This is a genomic window from Pseudomonas sp. USHLN015 (assembly GCF_037153275.1).
Classification (GTDB): Bacteria; Pseudomonadota; Gammaproteobacteria; order Pseudomonadales; family Pseudomonadaceae; genus Metapseudomonas; species Metapseudomonas tohonis.
Map to the genome: position 1 here is coordinate 26,289 of NZ_JBBCKP010000005.1, position 15,898 is coordinate 42,186.

12 protein-coding genes are annotated in these 15,898 nt (G+C 68.6%); 1 reads left to right on the forward strand and 11 read right to left on the reverse strand.

What is annotated here, in order from left to right; genetic code table 11:
- Positions 1-144: 144 nt before the first annotated feature.
- The 4 genes from WFQ67_RS11190 to WFQ67_RS11205 form a co-directional block, all read right to left on the reverse strand.
- Complete coding sequence (locus WFQ67_RS11190; RefSeq protein WP_285961232.1) at positions 145-2,403, reverse strand: TonB-dependent receptor; 2,259 nt, start codon at positions 2,401-2,403, stop codon at positions 145-147.
- A 327-nt stretch (positions 2,404-2,730) separates the two neighbouring features.
- A complete protein-coding gene (locus tag WFQ67_RS11195; protein WP_263150327.1) occupies positions 2,731-3,789 on the reverse strand; it encodes an ABC transporter substrate-binding protein in 1,059 nt (352 codons plus the stop codon).
- Between the two features lie 35 nt (positions 3,790-3,824).
- Positions 3,825-4,871, reverse strand: a complete 1,047-nt coding sequence (locus tag WFQ67_RS11200; protein ID WP_337056902.1) for an ABC transporter substrate-binding protein — start codon at positions 4,869-4,871, stop codon at positions 3,825-3,827.
- Positions 4,872-4,882: 11 nt separating this feature from the next.
- Positions 4,883-6,043 (reverse strand): LLM class flavin-dependent oxidoreductase, encoded by a 1,161-nt coding sequence (locus tag WFQ67_RS11205; RefSeq protein WP_213625505.1) that lies wholly within the window; start codon positions 6,041-6,043, stop codon positions 4,883-4,885.
- A 368-nt stretch (positions 6,044-6,411) separates the two neighbouring features.
- Between WFQ67_RS11205 and WFQ67_RS11210 the strand changes: the two genes are divergently transcribed.
- Positions 6,412-7,155, forward strand: coding sequence for a class II aldolase/adducin family protein (locus WFQ67_RS11210; RefSeq protein WP_111264345.1), 744 nt, complete (start codon positions 6,412-6,414; stop codon positions 7,153-7,155).
- Positions 7,156-7,166: 11 nt separating this feature from the next.
- On the opposite strand, the gene WFQ67_RS11215 is transcribed toward WFQ67_RS11210, so the two are convergent.
- The 7 genes from WFQ67_RS11215 to WFQ67_RS11245 form a co-directional block, all read right to left on the reverse strand.
- A complete protein-coding gene (locus WFQ67_RS11215) occupies positions 7,167-7,547 on the reverse strand; it encodes an FxLYD domain-containing protein (RefSeq protein ID WP_213625504.1) in 381 nt (126 codons plus the stop codon).
- A 282-nt stretch (positions 7,548-7,829) separates the two neighbouring features.
- Positions 7,830-8,111, reverse strand: coding sequence for a helix-turn-helix domain-containing protein (locus WFQ67_RS11220; protein ID WP_263150319.1), 282 nt, complete (start codon positions 8,109-8,111; stop codon positions 7,830-7,832).
- Complete coding sequence (locus WFQ67_RS11225; RefSeq protein WP_213625502.1) at positions 8,108-8,434, reverse strand: type II toxin-antitoxin system RelE/ParE family toxin; 327 nt, start codon at positions 8,432-8,434, stop codon at positions 8,108-8,110. The genes WFQ67_RS11220 and WFQ67_RS11225 overlap by 4 nt, the downstream gene beginning before the upstream one ends.
- A gap of 411 nt (positions 8,435-8,845) precedes the next feature.
- Positions 8,846-10,720 (reverse strand): ABC transporter ATP-binding protein, encoded by a 1,875-nt coding sequence (locus WFQ67_RS11230; protein ID WP_337056904.1) that lies wholly within the window; start codon positions 10,718-10,720, stop codon positions 8,846-8,848.
- On the reverse strand, positions 10,713-12,479 hold the full coding sequence (locus tag WFQ67_RS11235) for an ABC transporter ATP-binding protein (RefSeq protein WP_337056906.1): 1,767 nt from the start codon (positions 12,477-12,479) through the stop codon (positions 10,713-10,715). Before WFQ67_RS11235 ends, WFQ67_RS11230 begins: the two co-directional genes overlap by 8 nt.
- A gap of 500 nt (positions 12,480-12,979) precedes the next feature.
- Complete coding sequence (locus tag WFQ67_RS11240; RefSeq protein WP_337056907.1) at positions 12,980-14,302, reverse strand: metal-dependent hydrolase family protein; 1,323 nt, start codon at positions 14,300-14,302, stop codon at positions 12,980-12,982.
- Between the two features lie 76 nt (positions 14,303-14,378).
- Positions 14,379-15,635, reverse strand: coding sequence for an acyl-CoA dehydrogenase family protein (locus tag WFQ67_RS11245; protein ID WP_173180003.1), 1,257 nt, complete (start codon positions 15,633-15,635; stop codon positions 14,379-14,381).
- Positions 15,636-15,898 lie beyond the last annotated feature (263 nt).

Below are 15,898 nucleotides of genomic sequence, written 5' to 3' on the forward strand. Positions count from 1 at the left end.
CGGCATTGGCAGCATGGGTTTCGCTGCGCTCTACACCCTCCTACGAGGCGCGCGCGGCCGGACACGGAAGGGGGCGGGGCGTGGCGGGAATGAAAACGCGGGAGGCCGATCGCTCGGGCTCCCGCGTGGGTCCCGCGCCTGGAATCAGAAGCGGGTGGTGAGGCTGACGCCGACGGTGCGCGGGTCGCCGTAGGTGATCACGTACTGGCCGCTGCCGACGGCGCCGTTGGGGCGGCCGTGGACCTGGTAGCGGCGGTCGGTGAGGTTGTTGACGAAGCCGGTGACGCTGATCTTCTCGTCATGGTTGAACCAGGTCAGGCGGGCGTTGGCCAGGGTGTAGTGGGGCTGGCTCAGGGTGCTGTCGACGCTGCTCTGGCGGTCGGCCAGGAAGTATTCCTTGCCGCGGTAGCTGACATCGCCACCGGCCACCAGCTTGCCGCCGACTTCCAGCGGGAAGGTGTAGTCGGCGCCCAGGGAGATGACCTGCTCGGGCGAACGCACGAAGCGGTTGCCGCTGTAGTCGGCGGTGACCACGCCGGTGTTGGGGTTGACGTTCTTGAAGTCGGTGTACTCGGTGTCCAGGTGCGAGAGGGCGGCACGCAGGTGCAGGAACTCGGTGGGCTGGGCTTCCAGTTCCAGTTCCGCGCCCTTGACCTCGCCGGCGGCGCCGTTGGTCAGGGCGGTGGTGAGGATGCCGTTGTTGACGGTGAGCAGGTTCACCTGGATGTCGCTGTAGTCGTAGTAGAAGACGTTGGCGTTGGCGGTGAGGCGGCCGTCCAGCCACTCCGATTTCAGCCCCAGTTCGTAGGCATCCAGTTCTTCCGGGTCCACCGTGGTCAGGCCGGAGAGGCCGCCGGACAGGCCGGTGTTGAAGCCGCCGGAACGGAAGCCGTGGGCGTAGCGGAAGAACACCCGCAGGTTGTCGTTGATGCGGTATTCCGGGGTCAGGTCGTAGGTCCAGGCGTCCCAGGTCTTGTCCTTCTCGCTGGTGCCGTTGTTGTCGGCGCCGGCGATGGGGGCACCGCTGGCCAGGCGCTGGGTGAGGGTCAGGTCGATGTCCTTCTTCTCCTGGGTCCAGCGCAGGCCGCCGGTCACGCTGAACTTCTCGGTGAAGTCGTAGGTGACGTTGCCGAACAGGGCGACGCTGTCGGTCTTGTGGGTGTAGGCCAGGTCGCGGTACACGGTGCCGGTCTGGTTGCTGCCGGTGCCGTTCGGGGTGGTCCCCGGGCGCACGTAGCGCAGGGCGTCGCTGTCGAGCTTCTCGTGGAAGTAGTGGGCGCCGGCCAGCCAGCGCAGGGCATCTTCCTGGGGCGAGGCGAGGCGGAATTCCTGGCTGTACTGGTTGTACTCGTTGTCGACGTCGCTGACGCCGTTGACCTCGTAGGGGGTGTAGTCGGCGTCGGTGAGGGCCTGGTTGCGAATGCTGTCGTAGGCGCTGATGGAGGTCAGCTTGTAGCCGCCCAGGTCCCAGTTCAGGGTCAGCGAGGTGCCGTCGTGGTCGAGCTTGTAGTCCTCGTCGACGTTGAGCTGGATCTTGCTGCCATGGGGGCGCACGTAGCCGACGTTGTAGTAGCGGCCCACCGGCAGCGAGCCGTTGCTGCCGTCGCCCTTGTGCTCGCGGCTGTGGATCTTCCACAGGGCTTCCAGGTCCGGGGTCAGCTGGGCGAGGAACTGCAGGCGCACGGCCTTCTTGTTCACGTCGCCGTAGGTGTGGTCGTTGGTGAGGTTCTTGGTGAAGCCGTCGCGCTCCTCGGAGTAGACCGCCACCCGCGCGGCCAGGCGCTCGTCCACCAGGGCGCCGCCGATGGCGCCGTTGAGGATGCGCTCGTTCTTGCTGCCGAAGCCGATGGTGCCGTAGCCGTCGGTGTCGAAATCGGGCTTCTTCGAGATGATGTTCACGGCGCCGGCGGTGGTGTTCTTGCCGTACAGGGTGCCCTGCGGGCCGCGCAGGATCTCGATGCGCTCCAGGTCGTAGAGCGGGCCGCCACCGGCGATGGGCGCGTTGAGGTAGACGTCGTCGGCATAGATGCCGACCGGGAATACGGTGGCGGCGCCGGTGTCGCCGGTGCCCAGGCCGCGGATGTACCAGCGCGGACGACCGTCGCCGTCGGGGTTCTTGGCGGCGGCGTTGGGCACGAAGGTGGTGATGTCGCCGATGGCGCGCACGCCGTCGGCGGTGATGTTGGTGCCGTTCACCGCCGAGACGGTGGTGGGCGTTTCCTGCAGGGTTTCCTCGCGGTGCTGGGCGGTGACGGTGACCGTCTTCAGCGCGGTGGTGGGCTGCGCCTTGGCGGCGTCTTCGGCCTTCTTCGCATCGGTCCGCTCGGCGGCGACCAGGGCACCGCTGGCGGTCAGCAACAGGGCCAGCCATATGCCCCGGGTAATCGGATTGGGTGTGTGCATGTTCTCTCCCCTTTTATAAGTAAGGCACGGGTCGCCAAGTGGGCGTTCGCAAGGCGTGCCATGAATAAGCAAAAGGGGAAGAGCAGGAGTCGTGCCAGCCTTTCGGTGGGCTTGTCGGATATTTTCTTAAATTCGCAACTAGATGATTTAAAAGGAATTTATTAATAAAGGCGGCGTGTTATTGCAACAACTAAGGGCGCGTGGGAGTTGGCCGGGTGCAAGGCCGGTAGAGGGGCATTCGCGTGTGCGTAATTGGCAGCAGGAAGTTGCTGGGAAGTTGCTGCTGGGGAAGCAGTCGCCCGGGCATTGCTGCCCGGGCAACAGGGCTCAGACGGCGACCCGGGAGGTGGAGCCGATGACCTTCTCCAGCACGCTGAAATCGATCCAGTCGCGCACGTCGAAACGCCGGGGGATGAAGTCCCAGCGATGGAGGAAGTCGGTGAAGTCCTGCAGGGCCGCGATCGAGCGTTCGTCGAGGGTGGTGCGCAGGCGGCGGTGGGCATCCTCGCCGTAGGCGGTGGCGACCCAGTACTCGCTGGTGTTGAGCTCGCGGGCGAGGAAGCGCCGGGTCTCGTCCGGGTTGGCCCAGGCCCATTGCTCGGTGCGCAGCACGGTGTCGACGATGCGCACCGAGGCATCGAAATGCTCGTGCAGCAGGTGGGTGTCCACCGTCAGGGTCCGCGGCGTGCCGTTGTTGGAGCGGATCAGCGGGTCGGGGTGCGAGCCGGTGTCGACCACCACCTGCAGGCCGAACTCGTTGGCCAGGTGGGCGGCGTGGGCACCCTTGAGGAAGATGGCATCGATGTCACCCCGCAACAGGCCGATCAGCTCGTTGTTGCGGCGCCGGACGCGGTCCACCCCGAGGCTCACTTCGGCGCCGTACAGGTGGTGCTTCTGCTCGTCGCTGTAGGTGCCGCCGTAGGGGTAGTCCACCAGCTCGACGTCGCGCACGGAGAGCCCTTCCAGGCGCAGGGCGTTCTCCAGGCCGCGCAGGGCCTGGGCGCGGGTGAAGTCGATCTGCACGTTGGCCCACTTGGGCAGGCCGAAGCGGCGGTTCTTCAGGTCGCGCACGCTTCTCACGCCGGATTCCGGGGTGGTGAGGATCAGCTGCACCTCGTCGCTCCACGACAGCCCCAGCACGCGGGTCTCCACGCCGCTGGCGTAGGCCCAGATGGCCGGGATGTTGCCGCCGTGGCGTACCGAGTTGCGCAGGTGGTGGTCGTAGTGGGCTTCGCGTACCTCGCGTTCGCTGGATTCACGCAGCGACTGGATGCTGGTGCCGTAGGGGCGGAAGGCTTCGGCCAGGCGGCCGGACTGCACCGCGATGCCGAGCCCGGTGGGAACCGGGCTGTGGGTGTACCAGAGGGTATCGAGTGGCTTGCTCATAAGTGGCTCGGTTGAAGTCAGTAGAGCCCGGCCGATCAGCCTGCCAGCGCAGTGGCTGCGCGCAGGGAGTCCAGCGGTCGGGTATCGATCCAGTCACGCACGTCGAACAGCTGCGGGATGAAGCCCCAGCGGTGCAGGAACGCGGTGAAGTCCTGCAGCGCGGCGATGGCCTGCTCGTCCAGCTCGGTGCGCAGGCGGCGGTGGGCATCCTCGCCGTAGGCCACCGTCACCCAGTACTCGCTGCTGTTGGTCTCGCGGGCGAGGTAGCGGCGGGTGTCGTCGGGGTGGGCGTGGGCCCATTGCTCGGCGCGCAGCACCGCGTCGAGGATGCCGGCGGCGGCTTGCGGGTGCTGTTCCAGCAGGTGGGCGTCGACCGTGAGGGTGCGCGGCGTGCCGTTGTTCGAGCGCACCAGCGGCTCGGGGTGCGAGCCGGTGTCGATCACCGTGCGCAGGCCGAAGTCATGGGCCAGCTGGGCGGCGCTGGCGCCCTTGAGGAAGATGGCATCCACCTCGCCGCGCAGCAGGCCGACCAGCTCGGCGTTGCGCCCCTCGGCGCGGCGCGAGCTCACCGGGGTGCCGGCCACGGCCTGTACCGGCTCGTCGCTGAAGGTGCCGCCGTAGCGGTAGTCCACGCGCTCCACGTCGGCCACTTCCAGGCCGTCCAGGCGCAGGGCGTTCTCCAGGCCGCGCAGGGCCTGGGCGCGGGTGAAATCGATCTGCGCGCCGTGCCAGTCGGGCAGGCCGAAGCGGCGGCCCTTGAGGTCCCTGACGCTTTTGATGCCGCTGTCCGGGCGGGTGAGGATCAGTTGCACCTCGTCCGCCCAGGACAGGCCGATGACGCGGGTGTCGCGGCCCTGGGAGCGGGCCCAGATGGCGGGGATGTTGCCGCCGTGACGCACCGAGTTCTGCAGGCTGTGGTCGAAGTGCGATTCGCGCACCGCCTGCTCGCTGGATTCGCGCAGCGACTGGATGCGCGTGCCCTGGCTGGCCAGGGTCTGTTCCAGCCAGCCTTTCTGCACGGCGATGCCGAGCCCGGTGGGGACCGGACAGCGGGTGTACCAGAGGGTTTCGAGTTGGCTCATGGTCGGTCTCCTCAGGCGCTTTGCTTGAGAGCGGCGGCCGGGCTCGCCGCCGAGCGCTGGTGCACCAGGGGCAGCACTTCCTGGCCGATGCGCAGGGCTTCTTCCAGGTGCGGGTTGCCGGCGAGGATAAAGGTGGAGAAGCCGGCGTCGCGGTACTCCACCAGGCGCTCGGCGATGTTCTCGTGGCTGCCCACCAGGCCCACGGTCGGGCCGGGCTTGGCCTTGGCGAAGCCGGCCCAGAGGTTGGGGCCGAGGATCAGGTCGTCGAAGCGGTCGATGTTCTGGTGGTAGGCGGTCTGGCGCGCGCCACCCACGGAGTCCGAGCCGCTGGTGAAGTTCTTCACCAGGGAACTGGGCTTGCCTTCGAGGCGGTCGAACTGGGCGCGCAGGTCGCGCCAGGCGGCTTCCTCGGTCTCGCGGGCGAAGAGGTCGACGCGCAGGCCGAAGCGCACGCTGCGGCCCTGCTTGTCGGCCAGCTCGCGCACGCGGTCGATGTGCGGCTTGAGCTTGTCCACCGGCTCGGCCCAGTTGAGGTAGACGTCGGCGTGGCGCGCGGCCACCTCCAGCGCGGCGTCGGAGAAGCCGGAGAAGTACACCCCGGGCTTGCGCTCGTCATGCAGGCCGGGCGGCAGCGCGCCGTTCTCCAGCTGGTAGATGTCGCCGTCGTAGGAGAAGCGCTCGTTCTCCCAGAGGCCCTTGATGATGTCGAGGAACTCGCCGGTGCGCTTGTAGCGCAGGTCGTGTTCGAGGAAGTCGCCATTGGCCCGCTGGCTGGCCGGGTTGCCGCCGGTGATGATGTTCCACTCCAGGCGGCCACGGCTGAGGTTCTGCAGGATGGCGGCCTGCTGGGCGGCGTAGGCGGGCAGGGTCCAGGTGGCCTGGAAGGCGATGAGGAACTTGATGCGGCGGGTCTCCCGCGCCAGGGCCGAGGCCACCACCCACGGCTCGGGGCCGGTGGGCAGCAGCGCGCCCTCGAAGCCGGCCAGCTCGGCGGCCTTGGCCACCTGGGCGATGTAGTCGATGTAGCCGAAACCATCGGGCTCGCCGTTGGGCAGGCGGCCGGGGGCGATGTTGCCCGGGCGGTGCGCGTGGCTGCCACGGTTGTGCTTGTCGGTGGACAGCTGCGGTCCGTCGGTGCCCAGCGGCAGGCGCCAGAAGAATTCAGTGCTCATATTCGCTCCTGATGAGGTGGCCGTGGTTCCCGCCAGGGCCGGCGAGCCACGCTGCCAGGTGCGAGTGCAACGGCCATGCCACGGCCCGCCGGCATGGCTGCGGGCCAGGTGGGGCAAGGCCTGCGAGGAGAGGGCGCGAGAGGCCGGGCGGGCGGGGTGCGTCTCCAGCAACACCCTGCCAGCAGCCGGCTGCTGGGGGCGCAACAGAATCGCCCGCAGTGGGCCGGCGGACGGCCTGGCCGCTGCCGCCAGGCCTTGTGTTTCAAGGGGTTGAAGGAGTCGGCACAAGTCCTGCTCTGCACCGCTCCGACCGCGCATCGCGGCGGCAACGGAGCTTCGTTGCGTGAACCCCCTTGAAGGACGATCCCATGACCCAGACCAGCAGCACCCTCGGCAGCGCCATCCTTGACCAGGTCGAGCAGGCCAAGCGCGATTTCGCCAAGGCCTTCCGCGTACTCCAGGACACCCGCACCCTGACCGCCACCAACACCCTGCAGGCCTACCTGCGCGTTCCCGGGACGGACCTGGTGATCGCCCTGCGCGCACCGTCGCCCTGGGACGACGAGCCGGCCATCCGCGCCTCGGTGGTGAGCTACGACGGCGTCGTCCACCTCGACGAGACCCTGGGCGGCGCCCAGACCCTGAGCGAGAGCCGCGAGGCCGGCAGCGGCAAGCGCTACGCCCAGGTGCTGCGCGAGCGCGCCGAGGTGAACGTGGTGATCCACGTGCACACGCCCTACCTGGGTGGCTGGGCCGGTACGCACCGCGTGCTGCCGCTGCGCTACGCCGCCTCGCAACGGGTGACCCTGGCGCGCGAGCTGCCGGTGTACATCGACCGTCGCCAGCCGGAGCCGGCGTTCATCGTCGAGACCATCGAGGCCAACCCGCACACGCCGGGGCTGCTGGAGGCCAACGGCGGGGCGACCTTCTGGGGCACCGGCATCCTCCAGGTGGCCAAGCTGGTCCTGCTGGTGGAAGAGGGCGCCTACTTCCAGGCGCTGGCGGAAAACCTCGGCGGCTCCAGGGAGTTCGGCCCCGGCGTGCTGGAGCAGCAATGGAAGATGACCGGCCTCTGGGCCGAAGGGCAGAAGCTGCTGGGCGAAGTGGCCTGAAGCGGCGCCCGCTAAGGGGCGGGTGACGCTGGCGCGGCGGGCGGCAGCGTCGCCGCGCCGATGGATTCGCTGAACTCGGTGTCGATGAGCACCGTGCGCACCTTGTAGCTGTCGAACTTGCGTGCCTTCACCGGCACCGAGAAGCGCCACGCCTGGCCACCCTCGATGCCCTTGGCGCGGAAGGTCTCGGTGTCCACCAGCTTGCCGCCCTCGTAGATGTCGAACACCAGGGTGACGGTGGAGAACGACTTCTCGGTGGTGTTGGCTGCGGTGCCGTTGATGTAGCTGTCGTGCCCGGAACGGGTGAGGGCGAGGTTGCGCACCTTGACGTCATCGGCGAGGGCATACAGCGGCACGAGGGCCAGCAGGGCGAGGCAGGTTTTACGCAACATGGCGAATGACTCGAGGCCTTAACCCTCCGTTGATACATCGGCGCGATAACCTTGTCGACTACCGCTCGGCGCCGCGTAATCCGAGGCTTACGGCGGCGACTCACGGAGGTGCCCGCAGCGTGGGGTGGACCCCGCTTTATCGGTCCACCGTTCGGTGTTATGTCGAGCACCTGGCAGCATGGGTTTCGCTTCGCTCTTCCCATCCTACGGGCGTGCCATCGCAAGGTTTTGGAGATTGGGGCTGTGGGAGCGAATTCATTCGCAATGCGTTGTTCGCCTGGTTCAGGCCACGCTCAGGGTCACGCTCACCCGCCGTCCCAGCGCGGTGGCGATGTTCACCAGGGCGTCCAGCGAGAAGCGCGAGATACGCCCGCGTAGCAGGTCGTTGATCCGTGGCTGCGTGACGCCGCAACGGGCAGCCGCTTCTGCCTGCTTCCAGCCGCTGTCTTCGATGATGGCGGCGATCTGCTGCATCAACTCTGCACGTGCACGCAGGTTGGCGGCCTGCTCGGGGGTGTCGGCGATGGCATCCCACACGCTGTCGAAGCTTTCGATTTCGCTCATTTCAAACCTCGCATGAGTTCCTGGTAACGGGCCTTGGCCAGTTCGATGTCGCGCCTGGATGTGGCCTGGGTTTTCTTTTGGAAGGCGTGCAGAACCCAGATGGCGTCGGCTACCCGGGTGGTGTAGATCACCCGATAGGCCCCGGATTCGTCCCTGATCCGAATCTCTTCCACGCCGGTTCCGATGCTCGGCATTGGCTTGAAATCCGTTGGCATGCAGCCGCGTTGCAATAGGTCCAGTTGGTAGCCTGCGTCCTGCTTGGCGCTACTGGGAAAGCCGCGCAGGCATTTCAGGGCATCGCCCAGGAAGCGTAGTGGTTTCATTATCGAAAATATACTGATTTGGATATATTTTTCCGGAAGGCTAGCGGTGCACCCGCTTCCCTCTAGGCCAATACGATGGGTTACCGCTGGAGCTTGTAGGGCTGCAAGGCAAAAGGGTTGTGGGGATTTTCGAAGCAGCTGGTGAGCGTATGCGCAGAGCCTGATGTCGCTACGTGGGGGCGAATCCGTTTGTGAGACCTTCAACGGGGTGCGTGCGGCGTAGGGTGGAACCCGCTCCATCGGTCCACCTTTCGTGCCTGCCGGCCACTGGGCTGGTGGATGAAAAGAGCGTCATCCACCCTACAAAACGTGCCGCCGAGGCCATGGGAATAGGGCTGTGGGAGCGAATTCATTCGCGAATCTCTTCGCGGTTGAAACCGCTCCCACGGGCCGTGTCGTGCGCGGTGTGATTCACCCCTCCGCGCCGGCCTTTTCCAGGATGGTGTCGATGGAGGCGCTGGTTTCGGCGCTGCGCAGATAGGTCTGGTAGAGGGCGGCGTAGGTGCCGTTGCGCTCGATCAGCTGCGCATGGGGGCCGAGTTCGACGAGCTGGCCGTTGCGGATCACGGCGATGCGGTCGGCGTCGCGGATGGTGGCCAGGCGGTGGGCGATGATGATCGCCGTGCGGCCTTCGCAGAGGCGGCGCAGGGCGCGCTGGATGCGCCGCTCGGTGTGCACGTCCACCGCCGAGGTGGCTTCGTCGAGGACCAGCACCGCCGGGTCGGCGAGGTAGGCGCGGACCAGGCACACCAGCTGGCGCTGGCCGTGGCTGAGGTGGGCACCGAGGGGGCCGACTTCGCTGTGGTACCGGTGCGGCAGGCGCTCGAGCACCTCGTCGGCGCCCAGCTCGCGGGCGGCGGCGATCAGTTCGGCGTCGCTGGCGGCGGGGGCGGCCAGGCGCAGGTTGTCGAGGATGCTGCCGCTGAACAGCACGTTGTCCTGCAGCACCACGGCGACGCGGCGGCGCAAGGCGTGCTGGGCGACGTCGCGCACGTCCACGCCGTCGATGCGCACGGCACCGCCCTGCACGTCGTAGAAGCGCGTGAGCAGTTGCACCAGGGTGCTCTTGCCGTGGCCCGAGGGGCCGACGATGGCCAGCACCTCGCCGGCCTGGATGTGCAGGTCCAGGTCGCGGATCACCGGGTGCGCGGCCCTGGGGTCGTAGGCGAAGCGCACGGCCTCGAAGCGCACCTCGCCACGGGCGTCGGGCAGGGTCTGCGGCGCGTGGCGGTCGGTGATCTCCGGCGCCGTGTCCAGCAGCAGGAAGATGCGCTGCGCCGAGGCGGAGCCGGTGGCGTAGCGCTCGAAGAGGTCCGACAGCTCCTGCAGCGGGCCGAGGAACATCATCACGTAGAACAGGCTTTCCGCCACCTGGCCGACGCTCACCGTGCCGTTGGCCAGGCCGTGGCCGCCCACCAGCAGCAGCGCGGCCATGCCGGCGGCCGCGAGCAGCGCGGTGAAGGGGGCGAACCAGCCGGAGCGCAGGCTGCCGCGGATCAGCGCCTGGTTGAAGTCCAGCAGCAGGCGCCGGTAGCGCGCGCGGTTGGGCGCCTCCTGCACGCATTGCTGGATCATCCGCGCGCCGCTGACGCTCTCCACCAGGTGCGCGGTGAAGCGGCTGCGGTTCTCCGCCACCCGCGCCCAGTTGCGCTGGGAGATGCGCTTGAAGGCCCAGGTGGCGGCGAACAGCAGGGGCACGGTGCCCACCAGGGCGAGGAAGAACAGCGGCGAGATCAGCCACAGCAGCACGCCGGCCACGCCACAGCGCAGCAGGGCGCCGAGCAGCTCCGGCGGGCCCTGGATCAGCAGCGGTTCGAGGCTGTCCACGTCGCGGTCGGCGCGGGAGATGATGCGCCCGGCCTTGGTCCGGTCGAAATAGCCGACGCTCAGCGCCTGGACATGGGCGAACACGCGCACGCGCAGGTCGTTGAGCACGCGGATGGCGGCGCTGCCGGCGATGAACTGCGACAGCCCGGCGAGCAGGAAGCGCCCCAGCCAGCTGGCCGCCAGGCCCAGGCCGAGCAGGGCCACCAGGCGCTCGTCCAGCAGCCAGTGGTCGCCCTGTGGCACCAGCCCGTGGTCGAGCAGTTCGCGCACGAACAGCGGCCGCAGGAACACGGTGAACACCAGCAGCACCTCCAGCGCGATGACCGTGAGGATGGCGCCGCGTATCGGCCGCAGCAGCGGCAGCAGGCGGTGCAGCATGCCGCGATCCAGTGCCTGGCGGGCGAGCATTTCCTCGATCTCGATGTCCGAGAGCGCCTTGCCCGGTAGTGGGTTAGCCATGGTCGATCCCCAGCAGGTCGCGGTAGACGGGGTTGCGTTGCAGCAGCTCGGCGTGGGTGCCGGCGTCGGCGATGGCGCCCTGGTCGAGCAGCAGCACGCGGTCGGCCAGGAGGATGGTGGAGAGCCGGCTGGAGATGACCAGCAGCGTGGTGCCGCGCAGGTCGCGGATGTTGCCCAGCACGCGGCGCTCGCTGATGGCATCGAGGGCGCTGGTGGCGTCGTCGAGGCAGAGGATGTCCGGCTGGCCGAGCAGCGCGCGGGCCAGGTTGAGGCGCTGGCGCTGGCCGCCGGAGAGGGTCACCCCGCGATCGCCCAGGGCGGTGTCCAGCCCCCGGGGCAGGCGCTCCAGCACATCGTCGGCGGCGGCCAGGTGCAGGGCCTGGAGCAGCTCGGCGTCGCTGGCCCCGGGCGCGGCCAGGCGCAGGTTGGCCGCCAGGGTGTCGGAGAACAGGAAGCTTTCCTGGGGCACCACGTGCACGCGGCGGCGCAGCTGGGCCAGGTCGAGCTGGCGCACGTCCTGCCAGCCGGCGATATCGGAGCCCAGCAGCAGGCGCCCGGCGCTGACGTCCACCAGGCGCGGCAACAGGCTGGCCAGCAGGCTCTTGCCGGTGCCGGTGGCGCCGACCAGGGCGACGACCTCGCCCGGTTCGATGCGCAGCGAGCAGGCGCGGAGGATCTCGCGGCCGCCGTCGGGGGCGCTGACGCCGACCGCCTCCAGCCTGAGCCCCAGCGGGCCTGCGGGCAGGGGCGCGGTGCCGCTGCGGATGGCCGGCTGCTCGTCGAGCAACTGCCAGATGCGCTCGGCGGAGGAGCGGGCGTCGGCGAAGGTCTGCATGACCCGGCCGATGCCTTCGATGCGGAACACCAGGGTGGTGGCGATCAGCAGCGAGGTGACCAGTTCGCCGATGCCGATGCGCCCGTCGGCCACCAGGTGCGCGCCGTAGACCAGGATCCACACGTGGCCGAGGGCGACCACCGCCTGGGGCAGGGGGATGCGCGAGGCGGCGTAGGCGAGGGCGGTGCGGGCATGCTCGGCGAACAGGCCGACCTGGCTGGCGAAGCCCTGGATGCGGCTGGCCTCCAGGGCGAAGGACTTGATCACGCGGACACCGCCGATGCCCTCGGCGAGGTCCTGGGCGACGCGGTCGTAGGCCGCGCCCACGGCGCGGTCGAGGCTCACCAGGCGTTCGGTCTGCACCACGAAGATGGCCAGCCCCAGTGCGGTGAGCAGCAGCGGCACCAGGCCCAGCAGCGGGTGGTACCAGCCCAGCAGGCCGACGGCGGCGAGCACCACAAGCGGGGTTTCCACCAGCTGGCGCCAGAAGCTGATGAGCGCGTCGCGCACCTTGTCGGCGTCGCGGGTGGTGCGGGTGACCATCTCGCCCATGCCGTGCTGCCAGTGGTAGCCCAGGTGCAGGCCCTGGACCTGGCCGAGGATGCGCTCGCGCAGGCGCGTCAGCAGTTCCTGGCTGAGGATCAGCGAGAGTACGCCGGCGGCGTACTGCAGCACGCCCCGGCCCAGGGCGACGCCGACGATCAGGGCGACCCAGTACCAGCCGAGCGAAGCGTCGAGGCTGCCGTCGGCCTGGCGTACCACGGCGCGGCCGGCGCTGAAGTCGTTGACCGCGTGCCCCACCAGCCATTGCTGCCAGGCCAGGCCCAGGTTGACGGCGATGAACAGGGACGCGGTGAGGGCGAAGCGCCAGGGCATCTCGCGGTAGATGGCCAGGCAGCGGAGCAGGGGGTGGCGGTGGGGCATCGATGGGGCTCGCGGTATGGAAGGTGAAGGGATCTGTCTGCGTTAAGTGTTGCTAGAGAGTCCTCGGTCCAGCTGATTGCCGAGTTCTGCTGATGCTTTTGATTTCGCCCACCCGGGCGAGTCTCTTTTTTCAATCGCCAAAAAAGAAACCAAAAAGGCTTGCCCCTGCATACGGGTCTGGCTTCGCCAGACTTCCCTCGCTCCATCCTCGTTTCAGGGGCTCGCCGCGAAGGGCCATCCTTGGCCCATCGCGGCTCTCGCGACATCCATGTCGCTCAACCCCTGAAACGACGATTGCGCTCGGCCTCCTGAAAGGGGCGTTTGGCGGCGGCTCCAACCTCGATGCTCATGCTTCACGTCACCGCTGCGCCGCCCCCCGGGGGTGGCGGCTTTCGTAGGATGGCGTAGAGCGAAGCGAAACCCATGCGGTGGCCGTTTCAGTTTGTAGGTCGGGTGCAACCCGACGCTTCCCTGCGCGGGTTGCCGGCGGGTTTCCCGTCTTACAGCTCGTCCTTGTAGATCACCCCGCCCTTCATCACCCACTGCACCTTCTCCAGCACCTTGATGTCGGCGAGGGGGTCGTCCTTCACGGCGATGATGTCGGCGTAGCGGCCGGCCTCGATGCTGCCGATGCTGTCGCTGGCCTCCAGCCACTTGGCCGGGGTGATGGTGGCGGCCTGGATGGCCTGCAGGGGCGTGAGGCCGGCTTCCACCAGGAAGTGGAACTCCACCGCGTTGGTGCCGTGCGGGGTGATGGGCGCATCGGTGCCGTAGATGATCGGGATGCCGGCCTTGATGGCCTTGGCGATGTTCTGCCGGTGGATGGTGCCGGTCTGCTTGAGGATCGCCAGGGTGTAGGGGCTGGCGCCGGCCTCGATGGCGTGGTCCAGGGCCAGGCCGCCGATGGCCAGGGTGGGCACGATGGGGATGTTCTTCTGCTTGAGCAGCTTCAGGCCTTCGTCGTCCACCAGGGAGGCGTGCTCGATGGTGTCGGCGCCCAGCTGTGCGGCGAGGCGGATGCCATCGGCGCCGTGGGCGTGCACCGCGACCTTCTTGCGATAGCGGTGGGCGGTGTCGATCACCGACTTCAGCTCCTCTTCGCTGAACTGGGTGACACGCGGGTCGGTGCCGCTCATGAAGCCGCCGGTGATGCACACCTTGATGAAGTCGGCGCCGTACTTGAACTGCTGGCGCACCTTGCGCTCGAAGGCGTCCGCGCCATTGGCCACGCCGGCGCCGTCCTTGTCGTCCTCGGGGGTGGTGGGCTGGCCGGAGCAGTGGCCGCCGGTGGTGGTGAGCAGGGTGCCGGCGTCGTAGATGCGCGGGCCGGGGATGTCGCCTTCGTTGATGGCGTCGCGCAGGGCGATACCGGTGAAGGCGCGGCCACCCATGTTGCGCAGGGTGGTGAAGCCGGCCTTGAGGGTATCCAGCGCCTGCTTGGCGCCGGCCAGGGCGCCACGGGCGGTGCCGAAGCGCGGGCCGAAGCCGCCGAGGTGCACGTGGGAGTCGATCAGCCCGGGCAGCAGGGTGCTGGCGCCGAGGTCGACGACGCGGGCGTCGCTGGGGATCACGACGTCGGGTCCGACGGCCTTGATCTTCTCGCCTTCGATCAGCACCACCGGGTCCTTGACCACCTTGCCGCTGGTGACGTCGATCAGCCGTGCGGCCTTGAGCGCGACGAGCTGCGGCGGCTGGGCGGGCGCGGCGGCCCTGGGGGCCTCGGCGGCGAGGGCGAAGGGGGCGGCGCCGAGCAGCAGCGCGGTGCCGGAAGCGAGGGCCAGGCGGTTGCCCTGGCGGATGACGCGAGCGAGTGAGGGGGTCATTTTCCTGATCCGTAAAAAGCCCGTACGCCCTGGCATGAACAGGGCGCCGGGAACTGGAACGCGGGGGTGGGAAGGCTCAGCGCGTGGTGGCGCCTTCGGTCTGCTTGGCGTTGAGGATGGCGGTGTATTCGCCCGGGTCGATGCCGTTGAGGTAGTAGTTGCCGACGTGGTGCAGGCGCCAGCGGATCGGGTCGTGGGTGGTGTGCACCCGCGCGTTGCGCCAGAAGCGGTCGAGGTTCCACTTGGTCAGCGAGGCACTGGCACCGAGCAGCGAGAAGATGTCGCTGGAGATCTTCAGCGAGGCGCCGTCGGAGTGGGCGCGGGCGGTGGCCACCGAGAGGATCAGCTCGTCCTGCAGCTCCTTGTTGTCCGGGTCCTGCTCGTGCTGGTCGAACACCCGCGCAGCGTCGCGCAGCAGGGACTCGGCGGCGCGCAGGGCCACGGCGTACTCGCCGATCTGGCGGATGATGTGCGGCTCCTCGTTGGCGCGCTCGACGCCGCTTTCCACCCAGGGCCGCGCGTTGTGGTTGAGGTAGTGCACGCCGGCCTGCAGCGCGCCAGCGGCGATGCCGGTGTCGATGGCGGCGTGGAGGATCTGCGGGAAGGTCAGCCCGGTGCGCTTCATCGGGCCCTGGCGGCGCGAGACGAAGCGCTCGTCCAGCTCGATGTTGTCGAAGATCACCGTGCCGCTGACCGAGTTGTTCTGGCCGAAGGCGTCCCAGTCGTCCACCAGGGTCAGGCCGGGGGTGTCGCGGTTGAGCAGCACGCCGACGCCGCCATCGTCGGAGCCGGCGGTGAGGGAGATCCACTCGGCCAGGTAGGAGCCGGTGGAGTAGAACTTGCTGCCGTTGAGGATCAGCTTGCCGTCGGCGCGACGCTCGACGCGGGTCTTGAGGGCGAACTTGTTCTTGCCGCCGACCTCGGCCAGGGCGTTGCCGAAGCGCTTGCCGGCCAGCACGTCGGCCACCAGGCGGTCACGGACCTCGTCCGGGTAGCCGGTGAAGATGCCGCGCAGCATCACGTTGTGGATCTGCAGCAACTGGCCGACGCCGCCGTCGGCCACGGAGATGATGCGCACCGTCTCGACGATGGTCTCCACCGAGGCGCCCAGGCCACCGAAGGCCTTGGGCACGCCGATGGCGGTGAGGCCGCTGTCGGACAACAGTTGCGCCTGGCGACGCGGCAGCTCGCGGTTCTGCGAACTGTCGGCGGCGATCTCGGCGATCTCCCTGGCCACTTCCTTCGCCACCGCGATGGCGTCCGCCTCGCTGCGCAGGATGTTCGCCGCCACGTGGGGCTGCTCCGTGGCGAAATTGCGTTCGGCCGTACTCATGCTTGCACCTCTGTCGATTCGATCGGTTCCGTCCCGGGCCTGTGCCGGGTGCTTGGCGGGGCTTGAGCAGGTTCTATGCCAGAGGCCCGGCGAAGGCTGTCGAGGCCTTGCGTGGCGCGGCTCGCGGGGTGGCCCGGCGAGCACGGCCCGGGGCCGCGTTGCTGCTGGGGAAGCAGCGCCGCGAGGCGGTTGCTCGGCAGGCAGCAATCGCCGCGCAACCCTGTTGGCTGGCCAGCAGGTCGGGCCCTGGTTTTTCCGGTCGA